21 protein-coding genes are annotated in these 20,991 nt (G+C 63.5%); 9 read left to right on the top strand and 12 right to left on the bottom strand.

Features of this window, described 5'->3' with window-relative positions; all coding sequences use genetic code 11:
• Positions 1-25 precede the first annotated feature (25 nt).
• Positions 26-1,186, top strand: a complete 1,161-nt coding sequence (hpnH, locus tag OZ411_RS19800; RefSeq protein WP_282529304.1) for an adenosyl-hopene transferase HpnH — start codon at positions 26-28, stop codon at positions 1,184-1,186.
• Positions 1,187-1,356: 170 nt separating this feature from the next.
• On the opposite strand, the gene OZ411_RS19795 is transcribed toward hpnH, so the two are convergent.
• The 7 genes from OZ411_RS19795 to OZ411_RS19765 all read right to left on the bottom strand — a co-directional run bounded on the left by OZ411_RS19795 (position 1,357) and on the right by OZ411_RS19765 (position 7,713).
• Positions 1,357-2,109, bottom strand: coding sequence for a phosphorylase (locus OZ411_RS19795; protein WP_282529303.1), 753 nt, complete (start codon positions 2,107-2,109; stop codon positions 1,357-1,359).
• Positions 2,106-4,067, bottom strand: a complete 1,962-nt coding sequence (gene shc, locus OZ411_RS19790) for a squalene--hopene cyclase (RefSeq protein WP_282529302.1) — start codon at positions 4,065-4,067, stop codon at positions 2,106-2,108. Before shc ends, OZ411_RS19795 begins: the two co-directional genes overlap by 4 nt.
• Positions 4,068-4,136: 69 nt before the next feature.
• Positions 4,137-5,393, bottom strand: coding sequence for a hydroxysqualene dehydroxylase HpnE (gene hpnE, locus OZ411_RS19785; RefSeq protein ID WP_282529301.1), 1,257 nt, complete (start codon positions 5,391-5,393; stop codon positions 4,137-4,139).
• A gap of 6 nt (positions 5,394-5,399) precedes the next feature.
• On the bottom strand, positions 5,400-6,239 hold the full coding sequence (gene hpnD / locus OZ411_RS19780) for a presqualene diphosphate synthase HpnD (RefSeq protein ID WP_282529300.1): 840 nt from the start codon (positions 6,237-6,239) through the stop codon (positions 5,400-5,402).
• The gene (hpnC, locus tag OZ411_RS19775; RefSeq protein ID WP_282529299.1) at positions 6,236-7,114 is read right to left on the bottom strand and encodes a squalene synthase HpnC; all 879 of its coding nucleotides are present in this window, start codon (positions 7,112-7,114) and stop codon (positions 6,236-6,238) included. Before hpnC ends, hpnD begins: the two co-directional genes overlap by 4 nt.
• 196 nt (positions 7,115-7,310) lie before the next feature.
• Positions 7,311-7,550 (bottom strand): cysteine rich repeat-containing protein, encoded by a 240-nt coding sequence (locus OZ411_RS19770; RefSeq protein ID WP_130577159.1) that lies wholly within the window; start codon positions 7,548-7,550, stop codon positions 7,311-7,313.
• On the bottom strand, positions 7,543-7,713 hold the full coding sequence (locus tag OZ411_RS19765) for a hypothetical protein (protein WP_165420963.1): 171 nt from the start codon (positions 7,711-7,713) through the stop codon (positions 7,543-7,545). The genes OZ411_RS19770 and OZ411_RS19765 overlap by 8 nt, the downstream gene beginning before the upstream one ends.
• 266 nt (positions 7,714-7,979) lie before the next feature.
• Here OZ411_RS19765 and OZ411_RS19760 point away from each other — a divergent pair, with 266 nt between their 5' ends.
• Positions 7,980-8,483, top strand: coding sequence for a hypothetical protein (locus OZ411_RS19760; RefSeq protein ID WP_130577114.1), 504 nt, complete (start codon positions 7,980-7,982; stop codon positions 8,481-8,483).
• Positions 8,484-8,531: 48 nt separating this feature from the next.
• Here the strand turns inward: OZ411_RS19760 and OZ411_RS19755 are convergent, their stop codons facing one another.
• Entirely contained in the window at positions 8,532-9,179 is a 648-nt protein-coding gene (locus tag OZ411_RS19755) for a DapH/DapD/GlmU-related protein (protein ID WP_282529298.1), read from the bottom strand.
• On the bottom strand, positions 9,176-10,111 hold the full coding sequence (locus OZ411_RS19750; protein ID WP_282529297.1) for a LysR family transcriptional regulator: 936 nt from the start codon (positions 10,109-10,111) through the stop codon (positions 9,176-9,178). Before OZ411_RS19750 ends, OZ411_RS19755 begins: the two co-directional genes overlap by 4 nt.
• Positions 10,112-10,303: 192 nt before the next feature.
• On the opposite strand from OZ411_RS19750, the gene OZ411_RS19745 reads away from it, so the two are divergent.
• The 7 genes from OZ411_RS19745 (at position 10,304) to OZ411_RS19715 (ending at position 17,445) form a co-directional block, all read left to right on the top strand.
• On the top strand, positions 10,304-11,443 hold the full coding sequence (locus OZ411_RS19745; RefSeq protein ID WP_282529296.1) for a cobalamin-independent methionine synthase II family protein: 1,140 nt from the start codon (positions 10,304-10,306) through the stop codon (positions 11,441-11,443).
• A 165-nt stretch (positions 11,444-11,608) separates the two neighbouring features.
• On the top strand, positions 11,609-12,760 hold the full coding sequence (locus tag OZ411_RS19740) for an ABC transporter ATP-binding protein (RefSeq protein WP_282529295.1): 1,152 nt from the start codon (positions 11,609-11,611) through the stop codon (positions 12,758-12,760).
• Complete coding sequence (locus tag OZ411_RS19735) at positions 12,753-13,694, top strand: sugar ABC transporter permease (protein WP_282529294.1); 942 nt, start codon at positions 12,753-12,755, stop codon at positions 13,692-13,694. Before OZ411_RS19740 ends, OZ411_RS19735 begins: the two co-directional genes overlap by 8 nt.
• Positions 13,691-14,527, top strand: a complete 837-nt coding sequence (locus OZ411_RS19730; protein ID WP_282529293.1) for a carbohydrate ABC transporter permease — start codon at positions 13,691-13,693, stop codon at positions 14,525-14,527. Before OZ411_RS19735 ends, OZ411_RS19730 begins: the two co-directional genes overlap by 4 nt.
• A gap of 27 nt (positions 14,528-14,554) precedes the next feature.
• Complete coding sequence (locus OZ411_RS19725; RefSeq protein ID WP_282529292.1) at positions 14,555-15,835, top strand: ABC transporter substrate-binding protein; 1,281 nt, start codon at positions 14,555-14,557, stop codon at positions 15,833-15,835.
• Between the two features lie 63 nt (positions 15,836-15,898).
• Entirely contained in the window at positions 15,899-16,723 is an 825-nt protein-coding gene (locus OZ411_RS19720; RefSeq protein WP_282529291.1) for a phosphodiesterase, read from the top strand.
• On the top strand, positions 16,720-17,445 hold the full coding sequence (locus tag OZ411_RS19715) for a phosphodiesterase (RefSeq protein WP_282529290.1): 726 nt from the start codon (positions 16,720-16,722) through the stop codon (positions 17,443-17,445). Before OZ411_RS19720 ends, OZ411_RS19715 begins: the two co-directional genes overlap by 4 nt.
• 172 nt (positions 17,446-17,617) lie before the next feature.
• On the opposite strand, the gene OZ411_RS19710 is transcribed toward OZ411_RS19715, so the two are convergent.
• The 3 genes from OZ411_RS19710 to OZ411_RS19700 all read right to left on the bottom strand — a co-directional run bounded on the left by OZ411_RS19710 (position 17,618) and on the right by OZ411_RS19700 (position 20,885).
• The gene (locus OZ411_RS19710) at positions 17,618-18,115 is read right to left on the bottom strand and encodes a GNAT family N-acetyltransferase (protein ID WP_282529289.1); all 498 of its coding nucleotides are present in this window, start codon (positions 18,113-18,115) and stop codon (positions 17,618-17,620) included.
• 3 nt (positions 18,116-18,118) lie between these two features.
• Positions 18,119-18,421, bottom strand: a complete 303-nt coding sequence (locus OZ411_RS19705; protein ID WP_282529288.1) for a DUF1778 domain-containing protein — start codon at positions 18,419-18,421, stop codon at positions 18,119-18,121.
• A 76-nt stretch (positions 18,422-18,497) separates the two neighbouring features.
• Positions 18,498-20,885, bottom strand: a complete 2,388-nt coding sequence (locus tag OZ411_RS19700) for an MMPL family transporter (protein ID WP_282529287.1) — start codon at positions 20,883-20,885, stop codon at positions 18,498-18,500.
• Positions 20,886-20,991: the final 106 nt, after the last annotated feature.

Genomic DNA, 20,991 nt, shown 5'->3' with positions numbered 1-20,991 from the left:
GGTCGTGAGAGTCGAGAGAGAAAGAATGGCAATACCCTTCTTCAAGGAACTGCGCATCGGCGGCTATCTGCTCAGGCAGAAGCTGCTGGGCCGCAAGCGCTATCCGCTCGTGCTGATGCTGGAGCCGCTGTTTCGCTGCAATCTCGCCTGCGTGGGCTGCGGCAAGATCGATTATCCCGACGCGATCCTCAACCGCCGCATGACGGCGCAGGAATGCTGGGACGCGGCCGACGAGTGCGGCGCGCCGATGGTTGCGATCCCCGGCGGCGAGCCGCTGATCCACAAGGAGATCGGCGAAATCGTCCGCGGGCTGGTCGCACGCAAGAAGTTCGTCTCGCTCTGCACCAACGCGCTGCTTCTGGAAAAGAAGCTCGATCTGTTCGAGCCGTCGCCTTATTTGTTCTTCTCAGTGCATCTCGATGGGCTGAAGGACCATCACGACAAAGCGGTGTCTCAGAAGGGCGTGTTCGACCGCGCGGTGTCCGCGATCAAGGCGGCCAAGGCGCGCGGCTTCACCGTCAATGTCAATGCCACCATCTTCGACGGCCATCCGGCGGAGGAAATCGCAAAGTTCCTCGACTTCACCACCGAACTCGGCGTCGGCGTCTCGATGTCGCCGGGCTACGCCTATGAGCGCGCGCCCGACCAGGAGCACTTCCTCAACCGCACCAAGACCAAGAAGCTGTTCCGGGACGTCTTTGCGCTCGGCAAGGGCAAGAAGTGGAATTTCATGCATTCCGGCCTGTTCCTCGACTTCCTGGCCGGCAACCAGGAATACGAGTGCACGCCCTGGGGCATGCCGGCGCGCAACATCTTCGGCTGGCAGAAGCCCTGCTATCTGCTCGGCGAAGGCTACGCCAAGACCTTCAAGGAACTGATGGAGACCACGGACTGGGATTCCTACGGCACCGGCAAGTATGAGAAGTGCGCCGACTGCATGGCGCATTGCGGCTACGAGCCGACCGCGGCGATCGCGGCGCTCAACAACCCGCTGAAGGCCATGTGGGTCTCCATGCGCGGCATCCGCACCAAGGGTCCGATGGCCCCCGAGATCGATCTCACGAAGCAGCGTCCGGCGCAGTACATCTTCTCGGAGCAGGTCCAGAAGAAGCTCTCCGAGATCCGCCGCGACGAAGCGGTCGCCGCTGAGCAGAAGGCCGCACAGAAAGCCTCAACTGCCGCGTAAGACGCGAGCAACAATCGAATAAACAAAAGGCCCGACCGTCGATGACGGTCGGGCCTTTTGTTTTGTTCGTAGCCCGTGTGGAGCGAAGCGCAACCCGGGATGCCTGTATCTGCGTTTGCGAGCGGTCCCGGGTTACGCTGACGCTTCACCCGGGCTACGGCTCTCAGTGATTATGCCGCCGAGCGAATCATCGGCTCCACGGGGACGAGGGTCTCGCCGCCCAGCAGGAAGCCACGGCAGCCGCGCAAGGAGCGCAGCGCGCGGTTGAAGTCGATTCCGGTCGAGACCAGCGAGCGCAGCGTCAGCGGGTTGCGTGCCACCCCGCGCAGGACCTTGCGCAGGTCGATGTCGCCGTTCGGCTTGACCGCGGTCTTCGCCAATTCCGGCAGCGCGCGGTGGGCGGGATCGCTGATCACCCGGAGCGCCGCGAACGGAATGCCCGCCTTGGCCGCGTAGGCCGCAGCAATGTGGCTCTCCATGTCGACGGCGGCAGCACCGGTTTCCGAGCGCAGCGCTGCCTTGCAGGCCCTGGCCGCAATCACCTGTTCGACCCCGGCGAGCCCACCCCTGACGATCTTGCGGCGCTTCAAAGTGGCGCTGGCAACCATCTCCTCGTTCAAGGCCATATCGGCCAGGAATCGACTGTCGCCGGAAAGCACCTCCGTCGCCACCACGACGTCGCCCGATCGCAACGCCGGATCGAGCCCGCCGGCCACGCCGAACGAGATCACGCCGCGGAACGATGACGAATCGAGTGTCGCCAATAGCTCGCGAAGCTGCTGAGGATCGCTGGAACTACAAATGACGATCATGCCCGGCCCGGCTGCGATGCGAGCCTCCTGCACTAATCCCGTCACGATCAAGACCGGCCGCGGATCCAGCATTTTCCCCACAGTCGCGGCGGCCCCCGCCCCCAGATTCACATTCCGACCCCTACCACCCTGCTGTTCGTGTTTCGCAAATTCCGATACCGCGCTAGCGCCCAGAGCGGGAAGAACTTGGAGTAGCCATGATAACGCAAGTAAAACACACGCGGAAAGCCTGTAGCCGTGTAACGCTGCTCCTCCCAGAGTCCTTTTTCGCTCTGTGTGCTTTTTAGGTACTCGACCCCCCCTCGAACTGCGGGGTTTTCGACCTCTCCCGCTGCCATCAGCGCAAGCAAGGCCCATGCCGTCTGCGAGGAGGTCGAAGGCGCGACCTCATAGCCCCGATAGTCGAGCCGATAGCTGACGGCGTCCTCGCCCCAGCCGCCGTCCTGATTCTGGACCGACACCAGCCAGTCGACCGCCTTCCGAATCATCGGGTCCTGATGGTCGACGCCGGCGGCGTTGAGCGCGCAGAGCACCGACCAGGTGCCGTAGATGTAGTTCAGCCCCCAGCGGCCAAACCAGGAACCTTCGGCAAGCTGGGTGCGGCGCAGATAGGCGACGCCGTCGGCAACCGCCTTGCTGGTCTTTTCGGTCTCGCCGAGCTGCGCCAGCATCGAGACGCAGCGCGCGGTGACGTCCTCGGTCGGCGGATCGAGCAGCGCGCCGTGGTCGGAGAACGGGATGTTGTTGAGGTAATATTCGAGGTTGTTGACGTCGAAGGCGGCCCAGCCGCCGTCGCGGCTCTGCAAGCCCTCGATCCATTCGCGGGCGCGGTCAATCGCCGCGTCGTACTCCTTGGTGCCGTTGTAGCGGCGCGCCCGGTCCATCGCCATGACCACCACGGCGGTATCGTCGAGGTCGGGATAATGGTCGTTGTTGTACTGGAACGCCCAGCCGCCCGGCCGGACGTTGGGCGCCTTCACCGCCCAGTCGCCCTTGAAATCGAGCACCTGCCGCGGCTTCAACCAGTCGAGCCCCTGCTTGGCCTTGGTAATGGTGTCCTCGCCGCCGGCCTCCTGCAGCGCGTGGCACGTCAGCGCAGTGTCCCACACCGGCGATACGCAGGGCTGGCAATAGGCCTCGTTCTCGCGGATCACCAACAGCTTCTCGAGGCCGCGCCGCGTGGCGGCACGCGGCGGATAGTTCTCGTCCTTGCCGAGCGCGTCATACATCATCACGATGTTGGCCATCGGCGGATAGATCGCGCCCATGCCGTCTTCGCCGTTCAACCGCTCTTCGATGAAGGCGAGCGCGGCATCGATCGCGCGCTGGCGCAGCCTCTTCGTGAATAGCGGTTCGACCACGCGCAGCACGCTGTCGAGCCCGCGGAAGAGCAGGAACCAGCCCCAGCTCTGATGCGGCGCCTTCGGAGGCATGCCGACCGACTTGGGATCCTCCAGGAACAGTTCGTCGAGGCCGATGCCCTTCGGGTTCTTGGCCCGCGGCTTCAGCGCGGCCAACACCATCAGCGGCACCATCGTGGTGCGCGCCCAGTAAGAGATCTTGGCGATGTGGAACGGTGACCACATCGGCAGCAGCATGATCTCGACCGGCAGCACCGGCGTCGCGCGCCAGGTCACGACGCCAAACAGCGCCAGCAGGAAGCGGGTGAAGACGTTGCTCGCCGCCGCTCCGCCGCGCGAACGGATCGCTTCGCGCGCTTTCACCATATGCGGCGCGTCGATGGAATCGCCGATCACCTTCAGCGCGAAATAGGCCTTCACGCTTGCGCTCATGTCGAACGGACCGTCATGCACCAATGGCCAGCCGCCATGGGCGCCCTGCACGCGGCGGAGGTAGTTGGCGATCTTCGCCTCCAGCACGCTGTCGACGGGCTCGCCGAGATAGTGGCACAGCAGCACATACTCCGCCGGGATCGTGCTGTCGGCCTCGAGTTCGAACACCCAATGTCCGTCGGATTGCCGATGGCCGAGCAGCGCCTCGGTCGCTACAGAGATGCTCTTCTCCAGTGCGGCCGGATCGACGGTGGCGGTATCGTTGACGGCATCCATCTTGTTCGATTTCTCCTTCGATTGAGCTCGCTTCTACGGCTCGCGTAGCATGATCAGTGCTTGGCCAAATCAGTGCCGGGCCAGAACCAAATCGGCGGCACGGTCACCGGACCGCACCGATCCCTCGATCGTTGCCGGCAATCCCGTATCAGTCCAATCGCCAGCGAGAAACAGGTTTTTGTAGGCCGTGACCGCGCCGGGCCGCAGAGCGTGCTGCTCCGGCGTAGCTTCGAATGTGGCACGGCGCTCGCGCACGATCTGCCAAGCGGGCAAAGGCGGCAATTCGCCGGAAATGCCGGCGGCCTTGCAGACATCGCGCCAGATCGCCTGTGCCAGTTCCTCGCGCGGCATGTCGACGAGACGATCACCATTGCTGATCGTGACCGAGAGCCGCTGCGGGAACGCGAACAACCATTCGACGAGGCCACCGATCACGCCCAGGATCGGCGCGGCATTGGGCGGCGGATCGAAGCGGAAATGCGCGTTCACGATGGCGCGGAATTTGGTCGGCGTCTTCAGACCCGGCACCAGCGATGCCGCAGCGCGCGGCGGCACTGCGAGCACCACCGCGTCAGTAGGCGCAAGATCGATCATGTCGTCGCCGAATTTCAGCTCGCTGACATGATCGGACACCGTGCCGAACTGCCGCAGCTCATGGCTGAACCGCACGCTCGAACCCCTCTCCTGCAGCAGCTTCACCGCGGGTTCGATCAAGACCGAGCTCAATCCGTCGCGCGCAATCAGCGGCCGGCAGGACTCGCCGCCGGCAAGCAGCGTCTCGCGTACGATCGCACCGGCCAATCCCGCCGAGCCCTCGGGCGGGTCGACATTGAGCGCGGCGAGCAACAGCGGCTGCACCAGACGATCGTACAGCGTGCCGTTGCATGCGATGGTATCGCCGACCCGCTTGTCGGTGCCGGCCCAGGCGAGTGGCGCCAGCGCGAGGTAGTCGCGTAAGCCCGTATCGGGGACGCGGCGCGCTTCGTCGAACACCCAGAGCGGCAAGCGGGAAGAGCCAAGATCGAGTTCCCAGCGCTTGCCGGTTGCAAGATCGACAAAGGGAAATTTCGCGCGTTCCGGCCCGACCAGCCCGGCCTCGGTGCCGATCGACTTTGCATAGGCCAGCGCATGGCGGTTGCCGGACAGCATCAGGTGATTGCCGTTGTCGATGGTGAGATTGGTGGCGGCGTCGAAATAAGAGCGGCAGCGGCCGCCGGCCTGCTGCGTCGCCTCGTGGACGTGCACCGTGTAGTTCGCTTTGGCGAGCCGAACGGCCGCCGAGAGGCCGGAAATACCGGCGCCGATGATATGAACGGTCTTTTGCATCAGATGTCAGATGAACGCGTAACGAAGAAGAATGCCGATCTTTTGCATCTTGCCGACGCGAACGGGCTCGCGTGGCGTTGCAAAACCCCGGGCGATCAGGAGATCGAGGATCGCGCGATAATATTTCGACATGATCCGTGGCGCGCGCACCGCGCGCCGCGAATTACGCGTCATGATGTCATCCGCCTTCTCGAAATGTTTTTTCGCGCGCTCAGCCAGCGGCAGGCACACTCTCGGCAAGTTGCGCTCGGCGATCACCCGCTGGGGGTCGTCAGATGTAATGCCGGCATGCAACAGCATCTCGCGCGGCAGATAGAGCCGGCCGAGGCCGGCATCCTCATCGACGTCGCGCAGGATGTTCGTGAGCTGCAGCGCGCGGCCAAGATGATGCGCGAGCTGGATGCCGTCGTCCTCGGGCAGGCCGAACACCCGCACCGAGAGCCGGCCGACGGCGCTCGCCACGCGGTCGCAATAGAGATCGAGCGTCGCCATGTCGGGCGCGCGGATGTCCTGCGGCACATCCATCTCCATGCCGTCGACGATGGCAAGAAAGTCCTCGCGCTTCAGGCCGAAGGACCTGACCGAGCCGACATAGTCCTTGAGCCGCGGCGGCGGATTGCCCTGATACAGCGCACCGATATCGTCGCGCCATTGCTGCAACGCGGCCAGCCGCTCGGCGCGCGGGCCGTCGGAATCGGCGATGTCGTCGACCTGGCGGCAAAAGCTGTAAATCTGGAACATCGCATCGCGCTGCGCGCGTGGCAGGATCCGCATCGCGGCGTAGAACGAACTGCCGGACGCGGTGGTGCCATAGTCTGCGTTGGCCGCCGCCGTCTCAACGCTCATGCGCCGGCCGCCGTTTTTGACACCGGCCGGCGCCCAACGGCGCGGCGAGCCAACTCGCCGGCGACGCCGCCGAGGCTGGAGCCGAGCATTGCGAGCGGACTGAGATGCACGCGCTCGCTGAGGGGATCGCGCACCTTCAGCATGTTCACGATCCTGTCGGCGAATGCCTGGATCACCGATATCTCCAGACCCAACCGCAAATCCTTCACCTCGGCGGCGAGCGATTTGCTTTCGGCAAGCAGCGTCTCGGTGCGCACCGCCAGCGCCTGCAGGCATTGCAGCAGCGGCGGTGGAGACTTCGGCTCCCCGAGCATCTCGACGGTGGCGCCGGATGCGGCCAGCGCATCGCGCGGGAGGTAGATACGGTTGAGATTCTTGTAGTCCTTGCCGCAATCCTGCAGGTGATTGTTGATCTGCAAGCCCGCGCACAGCGCATCCGACGCAGTCCAGGTGGACGTACTCTCGCCGTGGACATCGAGCATGAAGCGGCCGACCGGCATCGCCGAGTACCGGCAGTAATGAATCACCTCGTCCCAGTTCTCGTACCGCAGCTTTGTCACATCCATGCGGAACGCGACCAGCACGTCGAGCGCGTGGCGTGGCGGCATCGCGCGCTCGGCGAGTGCCCGGCGCAGGTTGACGGCTTCCTTTTGGGTGTCGCCCTCGCCCAAGAGCTCCTTCTCGAGCAGGTCGAGATAATGGAGCTTTTCATCCGCCGGCAACGTTGCATGGTCGGCGATATCGTCGGCGGTGCGGACGAAATTATAGAAGGAAAGGATCAGGGCGCGGTGACGCGGATGAATGATCCACGACGCGACCGGAAAATTCTCGTCGCGGTGGGTCTTCCCGGATCGCAGTTCGCTCGCGCTTGTCATCAGGAACCGGCCACATTCGCCCTGGCTAAGGCGCATGCGCCAGAAGTTGCGCGCATGCGGTGGATTGCGTGCCCCATATAGGGGAATACGCGACCAAAACCAATGCTGTATGGGCAACGTGCGCGGCGCCTGTGCCCAATATCACACACTGGGCACAGGCTCTCTTGCGGCAATTTTTTGCGTGCAAAATACGGTGTTACTGCCCGTGGCTCTTCAATACCTGGTCGCAGGCCGCGCTGATCTTGGTGCGGTTCTCCTTCAGGCAGGCGAGGATGGTGAAATCGCCCTGATCGATCACCGCGCGGCAGTGCTTCTGAACGTCGCGGGTGCAGGCCTTCTGTTCCTCCGGCGTGCCGCTGCGCGATTGCTGCTGGGCGAAGGCGTCAGATGAAAGCGGGATCGACAACAGCGTGAGGGCCAATAGAACTTTACGCATCATATTCCTTCATTTCCGACAGCAAAAAACCCTGTTCCGGAAGTTGCGTTTCGGCAGAACCCGGCATGGATTTGTTGGGATTTGCGCCGCCGCGTAGCAAAGCGACGAAGAAAGGACAAGCGCCGCTAAATGCGGCCAAATTTGCGGTGCTGTAAAGGGCCATCTAATCGGTTGAAAAACCAAGAAGTTTTTTCCAATCACGGTTCGCTACAGACTGTTGCAGCGCAGATGCCGATATCGGATGGACAGACATGAAGTGAGATGCTTCTTGATTCTGTCGAACAAAAATGGCGTGTTTCACTCGATTCCACCGGCTATGACAGGCAGGGTGGGTCGTTTGAACCTGTGGGATCGCGATCAACACTAAGTGTTCGATGCGGCGAGGCGTATCTTGAAGAAGATCGTCGATTTTTGATGGGAAAACTCACAATGAAGCGGTTTGGTTTGGGCTTGTTCGGTCGCGCGATCACAGCGGCCGGCATTGGCGCGGTGGTCATGTTGTCGGCCGGCACGGGCAACGCCCAATCGTCGGGACCATTCGCCGGCTTTGACGGATCATGGAGCGGTTCGGGCACCGTTGCGCTCTCCAACGGCACCACCGAACGGATCCGGTGCAAGGCCAGCTACAAGGTCAACGCCACCGGGCTTGGCCTGAAGCAGAGCCTGAATTGCGCCAGCGACAGCTACAAGTTCGACCTCTCCAGCGACGTGACGAGCCAGGGTGAGCGCATCTCCGGCAACTGGAGCGAGAGGAGCCGCAACATCTTCGGCAACCTGCAGGGCACCGCGGGCGGTGGCCAGATCGAGGTGTTCGTCGAGGCGTCCGGATTCGCCGCCACGCTGAACCTGCGCGCCCACGGCAACAGGCAGGTCGTGCAGATCGATTCCAAGGGCGAGATCCGCGGCGTCAACATCACCCTGACGAAGGGCTGATACAGCCGCGAATTCTGTGGCCCGGGTGAAGCGACAGCGTAACCCGGGCTACGACACTGTCGCAGCACCGTCCCAGCGCGCGCAGAAGGCCTCGATGTCGGTCGACTGGAATTCGCCGAGGCGCGCCATGATCGTCTCGAACGGCCAATCCCACCAGGCGATCCGTGCAAGCTGCGCCGCGATCTTGCGATTGAACCGCTCGCGGATCTGGCGGGCCGGCACGCCGCCGACGACGGTATAAGGCGCCACATCGCGCGTCACCACGGCGCCCGCCGCCAGCACCGCGCCGTCCCCTACCGTAACACCGGGCAGGACGATAGCGGCGTGGCCGATCCACACATCATTGCCGATCACCACCCGATCGCCCCGCCGCTCGGCGAAGAAGGCGCGATCACGCTCGGCCGTCTCGGAGTAATATTCGGGGCAATAGGTGAAACGGTGCAGCGACGGACGGTCGATCGGATGGTTCGGTGCGCCGATCCGGACCTGCGCGGCGATCGCACAGAACCGGCCGATCTCGGCATCCCCGACCATGCAGCCAGGGCCGAGATAGGAGAAATCGCCGAGCTCCGAATACTCGACGGAGGTATCGCCGAGTATCTCGCAGCACTTGCCGATCGTGCTCTCGCGCAGCTTGACCGTCGGCTCGATGACGGTCTCGGCGATCTTCGGGCGCGGACGCGGCGCTTCATTCATTTTGCTGTTTTCCTGTTTCGTGAGAGCGGCACCTGGTCCCGCCCCTCAACTTCATTTCCGATATCCAGCACCTCCCGGGCGACGTCAATGAAACTTCGCACGAAGCGCAGCTCGCGCTTATCGACCGGAGCAAGCAGATAATTCGCGTAAGTCTCGTTCATGTCGGTGATCTCAATGCCGATCAGCTCACTCGATGCCGACATGCTGTCATCAAGCAGCAGGCCGACGCCGATCCCATGCAGCACCGCCTCCTTCACGACAGGAAACGTGGTGGTCTTCACAAGGCGTGTCAGGGTGATGCCGAGTTCACCGCATTTCTGATGCAGCAGGCGCTGCGTCAGAGACCCGTCCTCGGGCACGATCACCGCCTCCTCCGCGAGGTCGCGCAGCGAGAGCTTCTTGCGGCGTGCAAATCGATGGTCCCGGCGCACATAGGCGTGGTAGCGCGTGCTCGCCAACGGCAGGCTATAGAGCTGCTCATCGATCACCGGCTCGGTGACGATGGCGACATCGACGGCGCGTTCATGCAAACGTTGCATTGCCAGTGTCCAGCTCACGAGCGTGAACTCGATCTGAACGCGCGGGAATAGGGTCGCATAGCGGGCGATCACTGGCATCGCCGGCCGCGGCGCGTTGGCAACCACGCTCAAATGGCCCGCGGCGATCTCGCTGTAGTTGGCGACTTTCTCCTCGATCAATTGCTCCAGGTTGCGCAGCCTGTCCGAGACGGCAAACAGCTCGCGACCGGCGCGCGTCAGCTCCAGTCCGTCGCGGCGACGTACGAAGAGCTTGGTTCCCATCGTGCGTTCAAGATTTGCGACGTGCTGGGTCACCGACGATTGGGTGACGCCAAGCTTTTCCGCCGCACGGGTGAAACTGCCTTCCCGTGCGGACTGGGTGAAGGCGCTGATCTGATAAGGATTTGCCCGCATAGGGCCGAACTCGCCACCACAGTCGAACAACCTGCGCTGCTCTCGCCATTAGCATGGCTAATATGACGTCACGGTGACGTTAATCTGGCTGGTTACTGCAGCGCCGATCCGAAATCGAACGGGGACCGCACCGCGATGGTGCGCTCAACGACCGACGCCCGATCTTTCGTGACCAAGGCCAGGAGGAACGACATGCACTCAGGCGCTTCCAGGATACTGACCACCCATGTCGGCAGCCTGCCGCGTCCGCCCGAACTCGAGGCGATGCTGCTGCGCCGGGAGAAGCACGAACTCGACCCGAGCGGTTTGCGACAATTACCGGGTGCGATCGAAGACGCCGTGACGTCGGTCGTACGTCGCCAGGCCGAGCTTGGCATCGACATCGTTTGCGATGGCGAGATGAGCAAATATGCTTACGCGACATATGCACGCGAGCGGATGACCGGCCTCGAGGGCGAAGATCAGCCGCTGGCGCTTTCCGAACTGTCGGAATTTCCGAACTTCGCGCAGCGCATCAAGCTCGACATCAAGACGCCGGCCTGCGTCGGACCGGTGAGCTATGTCGGCGGAGACGCCCTGGCGACCGACATCAGCAACCTGAAGGCCGCGCTCGATGCGGCGAATGTCGAGAGCGCGTTCATGAGTGCGTCGTCGCCAGGAATCATGGGGCACTACATGCCCAATCGGTACTACGCCTCGCAGGACGCGTATCTGGAAGCTCTCGCAGAGGCGATGAAGCGCGAGTACGACGCCATCGTGGCCGCCGGCCTGTTGCTGCAGATCGATTGCCCGGACCTCGCCCTTGGCCGGCACTTCCGCGCCACGCCGGCGACGATTGCCGATTTCCGCAACGAGATCGCCATGCTGATCGAAATTCTCAATCACGCGCTACGGGACATTCCGCCCGAACGCATGCGCCTGCATCTGTGCTGGGGCAACTACGAATCTCCTCATCATCACGACATCGAACTGTCCGAGATCCTGGACCTGATCCTGAAGGTTCGACCGGCTGCGCTGCTGATCGAGGCTGCCAATCCGCGGCATGCGCATGAATGGTCCGTGTTCGCCGAGACCCCGCTGCCCGAGGACAAGATTCTGGTGCCGGGCGTAATCGACACCTGCACCAACTATATCGAGCACCCCGAAGTGGTGGCGCAGCATATCGAACGCTATGCCGGCATAGTCGGGCGCGAACGCGTGATCGCGGGCACCGATTGCGGCTTCGCAAGCTTCGCGACGCTGCATACGGTCGATCCTGAGATCGCCTGGCGCAAGCTGGAAGCGCTGGTGCAAGGCGCCGAGATCGCGTCACGGCGACTTTGGAAGAACTGACGAACGCGATCGATCTCGCATCGCGTCGCCGACGATCGATGCGGGCGGCGATTTACCGCACGGGAAGCCGGTACTCGGCTCGAGAAGTATTTCAATCCGTCACGCGAGCGTCAGATGCGCTCCTTAACGCTAGCGCAGCCGACCAAAGCCTGAGGAATAGATTGAATGGCGAAAATTGAGCTTTCCGCTGTCCGCAAATCCTTTGATGGCACGGAGATCCTGAAGGGCGTCGACCTCAGGATCGAGGATGGCGAGTTCATCTCGCTGGTCGGTCCCTCCGGCTGTGGCAAATCAACGTTGCTGCGCGTGATCGCGGGTCTCGAGCCGCAGACCGCCGGCGAAGTCAGGATCGACGGGGTCGCCGCCGACGGGATCAGGCCGAGCGCGCGCAACCTTGCGATGGTGTTTCAGTCCTATGCGCTGTATCCGCACCTGAGCGCGTTCGACAATATCGCGGTGCCCTTGCGCATGCGGCGCCTCTCGGCGATCGAGCGCCTGCCGCTCGTCGGGGCACTGCTGCCGAGCCGGCGCCGCAAGGAACGCGGCATCCGCGAGGATGTGGCAGGGGTCGCCGAGCAGCTCGAAATCGCGCATTTGCTTGGCCGCAAGCCGGCGCAATTGTCGGGCGGGCAGCGGCAGCGCATCGCAGTCGGACGCGCCATCGTGCGCCAGCCGGTGGCCTTCCTGTTCGACGAGCCGCTGTCCAATCTCGACGCCAAGCTGCGCGTCCATATGCGCGCCGAGCTCGCGCAACTGCACCGGCGACTGAACACCACCTTCGTCTACGTCACCCACGACCAGGCCGAGGCGATGACGATGTCGAGCCGGATCGCCGTGATGATCGGCGGCGAGCTGGTGCAGGTCGGCACGCCCGCCGACATCTACGACAACCCGCGCGACATCCGCGTCGCCGAATTCGTCGGCAGCCCGAAGATCAACATCCTGCCCGGACGGATCCGCGACGACGGCCACATCGAGGCACTCGGCGTTGCACTGCGCTTGACGAGCGCTACTGCGCCTGGCGCCTGCCGGATCGGCGTGCGTCCGGAGCGGATCGAGCTCGGCAGCGGACCGTTCTCGGGCCACGTCGTACACGCCGAGAACATGGGCTCGGAAGCGTTCGTGCATCTCGGCGTCAACGGCAGTGACGCGCGTCTCGTGGCGCGCATCGACGACCCGAGGCGGCTGCCGCCGATCGCAACGCAGGTCTCATTCGGCTTCGCGACGGACGCGGTGCGCGCCTTCAACGCCGAGGGCAAGCGGATCGAGGTCGAGATCGAGCATGCCGAGCGTGTGCGGGAGCGGGCCATTGTCTGACGCCGCAACCATCGATGCTGCCGCGGTCGCCACGCCGGCCGCACGCACGCCCCTGCGAAAACGCGATCAGCGGGCGACGACCGCCTATGGGCTGGTCGCGCCGGCATTCACGCTGATGCTGCTCATGCTGCTCGGCCCGCTCGCGAGTGTGATCGCGCTCTCCTTCACCGACTATCAGCTCGGCGCCCCCGCCTTGTCCTGGATCGGCCTTGCCAACTACCAGGAGATGTTCGCCGACAGGGTGTTCTGGATCTCGCTGCGCAACACGCTGACTTATGTGGTGATCGTTGTGCCCGGCGCGGTGACGCTTGGGCTAGCCATCGCGCTGCTGATCGAAAGCGGCACCAGCCTGCGCGGCCTCTACCGCACCATCTACTTCCTGCCTGTCATGGCAACGCTGATCGCGATGGCTGTGGTCTGGGAGTTCATGCTGCATCCGCAGTTCGGCCTGGTGAACGGGCTGTTGCGCGGCGCCGGGCTGCCGGCTTTTAGCTGGCTGCAGGACCGCAACACCGCGCTCTATGCGCTCTGCGCCATCGGCATCTGGCAGGCGGTCGGCTTCAACATGGTGCTGTTCCTCGCCGGCCTGGTCTCGATCCCGAAGCAGCTCTATGAGGCCGCCGAGATCGACGGCGCCTCGAGCGCCTGGGCGCGGTTTCGCCTGGTGACCTGGCCGATGCTTGGCCCGGTGACGACTTTCGTCATCGTGATCAGCGGCATCCGCTCGTTCCAGGTGTTCGACACCGTGCACATCCTCACCAAGGGCGGGCCGTCGAAATCCTCCGAAGTGCTGATCCACACCATGTACACCGAGGGATTCGAGTTCTTCCGCTCAGGCTACGGCGCCGCGCTGACGGTCGTGTTCCTGGTGTTCGTCCTCCTGCTCACTTTGATCAAAGCGAGGCTCGCCGACCGCGGCGTGCAAACCGCATGAAGAATCTCCGCGCGATTCCGCTCTGGCCCGCCGTCCGCCATCTGCTCCTGATCGCGGGCGCCACGGTTCTGCTGGCCCCGTTCATCTGGATGATCTCGACGGCGTCGAAGCCGCCGGAGGAAGTGTTCTCCAGCGAGCTGCACCTGATCCCGCATCATTTCGCGCTGTGGGACAATTTGAAGGTCGCCTTCGCCAAGGCCAATCTCTGGCGCTTCCTGCTCAACGGCGTGATCGTCACCGTCTCGATCTTCGTGCTGCAGGTGCTGATCGCGCTGCCCGCCGCCTATACGCTGGCGAAGCTGCGCTTCCTCGGCCGCGACACGCTGTTCGCGCTGGTGCTGTTCGGAATCCTGATTCCGCCGCAGGCCACCGCGATCCCGGTGTTCCTGCTGCTGCACAAGCTCGGCCTGCTCGACAGCTACGCCGCGCTCGTGCTGCCGTTTACGATTTCCGTGTTCGGCATTTTCCTGATGCGCCAGTTCTTCAAGTCGGTCCCCGATGATCTCGTGGATGCGGCGCGCATGGACGGCATCTCCGAGTTCGGCATCGTCTGGCGGGTGATGCTGCCCGCCGCCATCCCCGCGGTCACCGCCTTCGGCATCTTCTCCGTGGTCGCGCATTGGAACGACTATTTCTGGCCGCTGATCGTGCTCAACAGCGAGCAGTTGCGCACGCCGCCGCTGGCGGTGGCGCATTTCCGCAACAACGAGGCCGGCACCAATTACGGCCCGCTGATGGCGGCGGCGATGGTGATCATCGCGCCGCTCCTGATTGCCTTCCTGCTCGCGCAACGCCGCTTCATCGAAGGCATCACGCTGACCGGAATCAAGTAACGCGTCACCTCAACAGGAGCCTGTCCTATGCTGAAATCGTGGATCGCCGGAGCCGTGCTGTCGCTCGCCGCCAGCGCGTCGCTGGCACAGACGCAGACCGAGATCGTGCTGCAATACCCGTATCCGGAACTGTTCGCCGAGACTCACAAGCGCATCTCCGAAGAGTTCGCCAAGGAGCGGCCGGACATCAAGATCACGCTGCGCGCGCCTTACGAGTCCTATGAGGACGGCACCCAGAAGGTGCTGCGCGAAGCGGTCACGAACCAGATGCCCGATGTCACCTTCCAGGGCCTGAACCGCATCCGCGTGCTCGTGGACAAGAACATTCCGGCCCAGCTCGACGATTACATCGCCGCCGAGAAGGACTTTGACCGCCAGGGCTTCCACCAGGCGATGTTCGACATCGGCACCGCCAGCGGCAAGATCTATGCCCTGCCCTTCGCGATCTCGCTGCCGATCGTCTATGTCAATCTCGAGTTGTTGAAGCAGGCCGACGGCGATCCGAACAACCTGCCGAAGACCTGGGACGAACTGATCGCGCAGGCAAAGAAGATCAAAGCGCTCGGCCCTGATATCAACGGCGTGACCTATGTCTGGGACATCACCGGAAACTGGCTGTGGCAGGCGCCGGTGTTCGCGCGCGGCGGCACCATGCTGAATGCCGACGAGACCAAAGTCGCCTTCAACGGTCCGGAAGGGCAGTTCGCGATCCGGATGCTCGCCCGCCTCGTCAACGAAGGCGGCATGCCGAACCTCGACCAGCCTGCGATGCGCGCGGCCTTTGCCGCCGGCAAGACCGGCTTCCACATCACCTCGACCTCCGATCTGAACAAGGTCACGCAGATGATCGGCGGCAAGTTCGAGCTCAAGACCCATACCTTCCCCGACGTCGTGTCGCCGAACGGCCGCCTGCCGGCTGGCGGCAATGTCGTGATGATCCTGTCCAAAGACAAAGCGAAGCGCGACGCCGCCTGGGAAGTGGTGAAGTTCTGGGCCGGACCGAAGGGCGCGGCGATCATGGCCGAGACCACCGGCTACATGCCGGCCAACAAGGTCGCCAACGAAGTCTACCTGAAGGACTTCTACAGCAAGAGCCCGAACAACTACACCGCGGTGAGCCAGATGGCGCTGCTCACCAAGTGGTACGCGTTCCCCGGCGACAACGGGTTGAAGATCACCGACGTGATCAAGGACCACATGAACTCGATCATCAGCGGCGCGCGCTCCAAGGAGCCCGATGCCGTGCTCTCCGAGATGACCGCCGACGTGCAGAAGCTGCTGCCGAAGACATCAGGCGCGACGCGCTAAAGCCTTTCGAAACCCGCTGCGGGGCGTATCATGCGCCCCGCAGCTCATTTGCGCAGCGCCCCCATGAAACTCATCCATATGAGCGACATCCACCTGACTGCGCCGGGCTCGACCATCGGCGGCCGCGATCCGCGGAAGAACTTTGAACGCGCGCTGACCCACATCCTCAGGGATCACCATGACGCCGAACTGATGGTGATCACAGGCGACCTTTCGGACTGGGGCGACCGCGACGACTATCAGTGGCTGAAGCAACGCCTTGAGCAGTTCCCGATCCCGGTGCGGCTGTGCATCGGCAACCACGACAACCGTGCCAACTTCCTCAGCGTGTTTCCCGACCTCGCCGGAGAAGGCGGCTTCGTACAGGGCGTCCATGACCTGCTCGCCGCACGCTGCCTGTTTCTCGACACCGCGCATCCCGGGACACACGGCGGCCGCTATTGCGACGAACGGCTCGGCTGGCTTGCGGCGCGGCTCGCCGAGCATGACGGGCCATTCCTGCTGTTCATGCATCACAACCCGATGCCGACACATATTGCGCCGCTCGACCAGATCCGCTTGCTCGACGACGCCGCCTTCCGGCGATTGGTGGCGCGGCATCGCGAGCGGATCCGGCACATCTTCTTCGGTCATTGCCACCTGCCGCTCGCGGGATCGGTCGCCGGCGTTCCCGTCTCCTCGCTGCGCGGCACCAACCATGCGAGCTATCCGCTGTTCGCCGAAACAGAGGTCCTTTGCGCGTCGGATCTGCCTGAAGCCTACGGCGTTGTGTTCTTGGGCGAGGACTACGTCACCGTACACATGGTGGAATTCGGCTACGACGGTCCGATCCGCATCGAGGGTTCGCCCGACTATCAGACCTGGAACCGGGAGACCATGGTCCGATGAAATTTGTCGTCCTGACTGATACCCACTTCGTCGCCCGCGGCCGCAGGATCTTCGGCCTCGATCCGGCGGATCGGCTCGCTGCCGCGATCGCCCGCATCAACCGCGACCATCCCGACCTCGCCTTTGTCATCGTCACCGGCGATCTCGCCCATTGGGGCGAGGACGCGGCTTACGAACATCTTGCCGATGCGCTGGCGCGCCTGAACGCGCCGACCATCCTGATGATGGGCAACCACGACCGCCGCGATACGTTTGCTCGCTATTTTCCGGGCGCCGCCCGCGATGCAGATGGTTTTGTGCAATCCGTGCAGGTGTTCGACGCCGCGACCATCGTCACCCTCGACACGCTGAACGAGGCGGCTCCGAACCACGAAGGCCTGCTCTGCGAGCGCCGGCTCGCCTTCCTCGAGCATGCGCTGATGTCGGCGCCGACGAACCGCCCGCTGCTCTTGTTCCAGCACCACCCGCCGTTCGACACCGGCCTGCGCTACATGGACACCATTCGACTCGCCAATCCGGACGCCGAGTGGGCGGTGATCGCGCGCACGCGCCGGCCGGATTACCTGTTCATGGGCCATCTGCACCGGCCGATCGCAGGACTCTGGAACGGCATCCCCTTCCACATCAGCGCGCGCTCGCGCACCAGGTCGCGTTCGACCTTGAGACCGAGGGCCACATCCCCGGCTCGCATGAGGTGCCGGACTATTCGCATGTCACGGTGAGCGGCGGACAGATCGTGATCCACCAGTGCTCGTTCAAGTATGCCGGACCGCGCTTCTCGCTGCACGACCAGGCGGCGCTGAACGGTGCGCTGGGGTAGCGCTTCGATTCTGACTGAATCAGAACGGAAGCTCTTCTTCTTCGCGAATGCCGGGCCGCTCCGAAGCGGATAACTCAGCGACGCGATGCCGCAATATCGGCGATCGATCTGAAGAGGATAAGTGGATTATCTTTTGGGGGAATGAAGCCGCGTCGCTGCCAGAACGAAGCAGCCTCGACGTCCACGGCGTTGACGATCAGTGCGCGGCCTCCGATCAGGCCGGCGGCCGTGACGCAGCGCTGCAGCGCATGCTTGAGCAGGCCAGTGCCAATTCCCTTGCCAATCCAGTTCTGATCAGTTGCAAGCTGTCCCAGCAGCAGGCAGGGGACCGGGTCGGGCGGTTGACCCGTTCGGATAGATCGCGGCAGTACTGAAGGCACGATTGCCGTTGGCGCGAGACCATAATAACCGATCACACGATTGGCTTCATGGACGACAAGAACAGCCGTAAAGCCTTTCTCCTGGTTGGATAGCGCTCGGGTTTTGAGCCAGCGGTCGAGCGACGGCTTGCCACAGGAGAACTCGGCAAGATCGTGGGCTGCCGTCAGTAACTCAGGATCGGAGACCGCCAAGCCTTACTTCCCGGTCTTTGAACCGCTGGTCTCCCACGGGGCCGCACGCCGGAAGAGCTCAACCATTTCGGGGACCGCGGCGGCGGGCTTGGATAATGCCGCCGTGAAGGCCTTGAAGCCTGCGGCACTCATCCGAATGGGGGCCGTCTCCATCAGCACATCCTCGGCCGCTCTTACGGCCGCGTCACGTACGAAATCGGTGCGTGAACGGCCGCGCAGCGCTGCAGCCCGGTCGATGATGGCAATGTCGGCTTCGGGCAGCCGCATCGAAAGCGGGTGCTCCTTGCGCTTAATGGCTCGGGACATGATTGCTCTCCCAAGCAGCAATATAGAACTCTGTAGCGCGTTTTGCAATACGAAAGTCGAGGGTGGCTTCGCGCGCCTACTCCGCGGCCTTGGCTTGAGGCGGTGGCGTGGCCGTGCCGCGCAATTTTTCCGACAGGTTGATCAGGAACATCGCGGTCGGCCGGAGGATGAAGAGGTCGGCGACGAGGGCTGCGATCATCGAGAAGGCGGAGAGCCAGCCGAACAGGCGCAGCGACGGCAGGTCGGAGAACACGGTCACCACCAGGCCGCAGGCCAACACCACAGTGGTCAGGATCAGCGCGGGTCCGACCAGGACGGTCGCGCGCTCCACCGCGAGCGCGGCACTGATGCCGGGCTTGCGCTCGAGCCTCAAGCGGTTGAGGAAGTGGATGGTCGCGGAGAGGCCGAGGCCGAACGATACCGTCAGCGCCACGACGCTCGCAAACTGCAGGCCTTCGCCGAGCAGCCACAACACCGTGCCCGACAGCACCACCGGGAAGATGCCCGGCAGGATGCAGGAGAACATCACGACGACGGAGCGGAAGGCGAGCCCGATGAAGATCGCGACCAGGGCGAATTCGATCGTCAGTCCGTGGTTGAGCTTCTCGATCATGCTGGCGCTGTTGCGCGCGGCGATCGCGGACAGCCCGGTGACGGCGATCTCGTAGCCGGGATGCTCGGCGCGCACCTTGTCGAGCGCGTGATCGAGCTTGTCGACCACCGGCAGGATCTCGCTTGAATCGAGATCGGGCACGCGGCCGGACACCACCACGGCATCCTGATTCGCGGAGATGAAGCGCCGCACCAGATGCTCCGGGATGACGCTGACATATTCCTTCAGCGTCGCCACGTCGGTCGCGCCCGCCTTCTCGGCAAGCCAGCGGCGCAGCGTTTCCAGCGACCAGACATTGCCGACGCCGGCTGCGCCTTCGACCGTTGAGTGAACCTCCGCGATCACCTTCAAGGTCTCGGCGGAGTAGAGCGAAGCGCCCTTCGGGAATTCGACCAGGACATCGATCGGATTGGCGCCGGTCAGCTTCGCGTCAAGCCGATTGCTGGCCTCAACCGCCTGCTGCTTGTTCGGCACCTGGTCGGCCAGCCGATAGCGCGGCTCGAGATTGGCATAGATGATGCCGAGCCCGCCGACGAAGATCAACGCGACCAGGCTGAACAGCCCGGGCCGGCTGACCATGCGCACCGCGATCCAGTAGCAGAAATTGCGCAGCGCCTGCACGCCGGCATCCGCGCTCTGGAATTTGACCGCGAAGATGCGCTCGTTGCGCACGAACAATACGCCGAATACCGGCACCAAAGACAGCACCGCGAGCAGCGCGATGATGGTGGCGGCAAGCCCCGCCTCGCCGAATTTGCGTATCAGGTCGGAATCGGAGAACTGCAGCGCGATAAAGGAAATGCCGGCGGTCGCGTGCGTCAGCACGCAGGCCGGCCCCACCACGCGGACGGCATTGGTGAACGCGCTCAATTTGTCCTGCCCCGCGATCAGCCGGTCGCGCGCCGCAAAGGTGAGCTGCATCGAGTCGGAGAAGCTGATCACCATGATGAGCGGCGTCATCACGTTCAGGAACATGTTGAGATTGAAATTGGCCCAGCCGAGGGCGCCGAGCGCGAGCAGGATCGCGATCATGGGCGGGAATGCCGCCACCACCATGAAGGAGATCTTGCGGAAGAAGATGATCGCGATGATGCAGCCGGCTAGGATGCCGAGGACGTTGTAGGTCAGCCCGTCGCGTTCGACCGCGTTGCGGATCTCGAGCTGCATCACCGGCACGCCGGAGAGCTGGGCATTGAGGCCGCTGCCGGAGAGGTCGTCGGCCATCACCTTGCGGATCTCGCCGACTGCGGTGCTCAGCTTATTGCTCGAGACCGCTTCAGGATCGAGCGACAGCACGACCAGCGCCAGCGTGCCGTCCTCCGACAACAGCTTGCCGCGAATGATCTCGTTGGACTTCACCGTCTCGACGAACTTGTCGTAGGCCGCGCCTTCCGGCAGTTCGTTCGGGAATAGCGCCGCCGGCAACTTACCGGGCTCCGGCGCCTGCCGCGCCGAGAACAGCGAGATCAGGCCGCGCACACCCTCGACCAGTTGCAGGTCGGTGACCATGTCGCGCAACTTCTCGAGGTTGTCGCGCGCCAGCAGCGTCTTGCCCTCGACCACGACCAGCACGTCGAACTCGGTCGCGGGGAAGCGCTTCGTCACCTCCTCGTACTGCTTGTAGTCCTTGGTGTTGGACCGGAACAGTTGCGACAGCGAATCGTCGATCTTGATTCGCTGGACGCCGAACACGGCCGCGATCATCAGCGCGACCAGCACGATCAGCGAGACCACCGGCGCCTTGACCGCGATCAGCCCGATGCGCTCCAGCCCGAAAGCGATGCTGGCCCCCTGCGGCGGCTCCTCGACCTTTCCGACGTGGACCCGACTTTCGGAATTCTTTTCGAGCATGCCCTGTCCAGTTCTGAAATCGGCGCGAATTGTCTAGCTTGGGTTTTACGGGCGTGAACAACGCTCTACGGCCACTTCCAATCGGCGCTAGCCTTTGAAAACACGG

The organism is Bradyrhizobium sp. Arg237L (assembly GCF_029990105.1).
Lineage (GTDB): Bacteria > Pseudomonadota > Alphaproteobacteria > Rhizobiales > Xanthobacteraceae > Bradyrhizobium.
The sequence above is the reverse complement of the archived record's forward strand: the minus strand, read 5'-3'. Positions and strand labels throughout refer to the sequence as shown.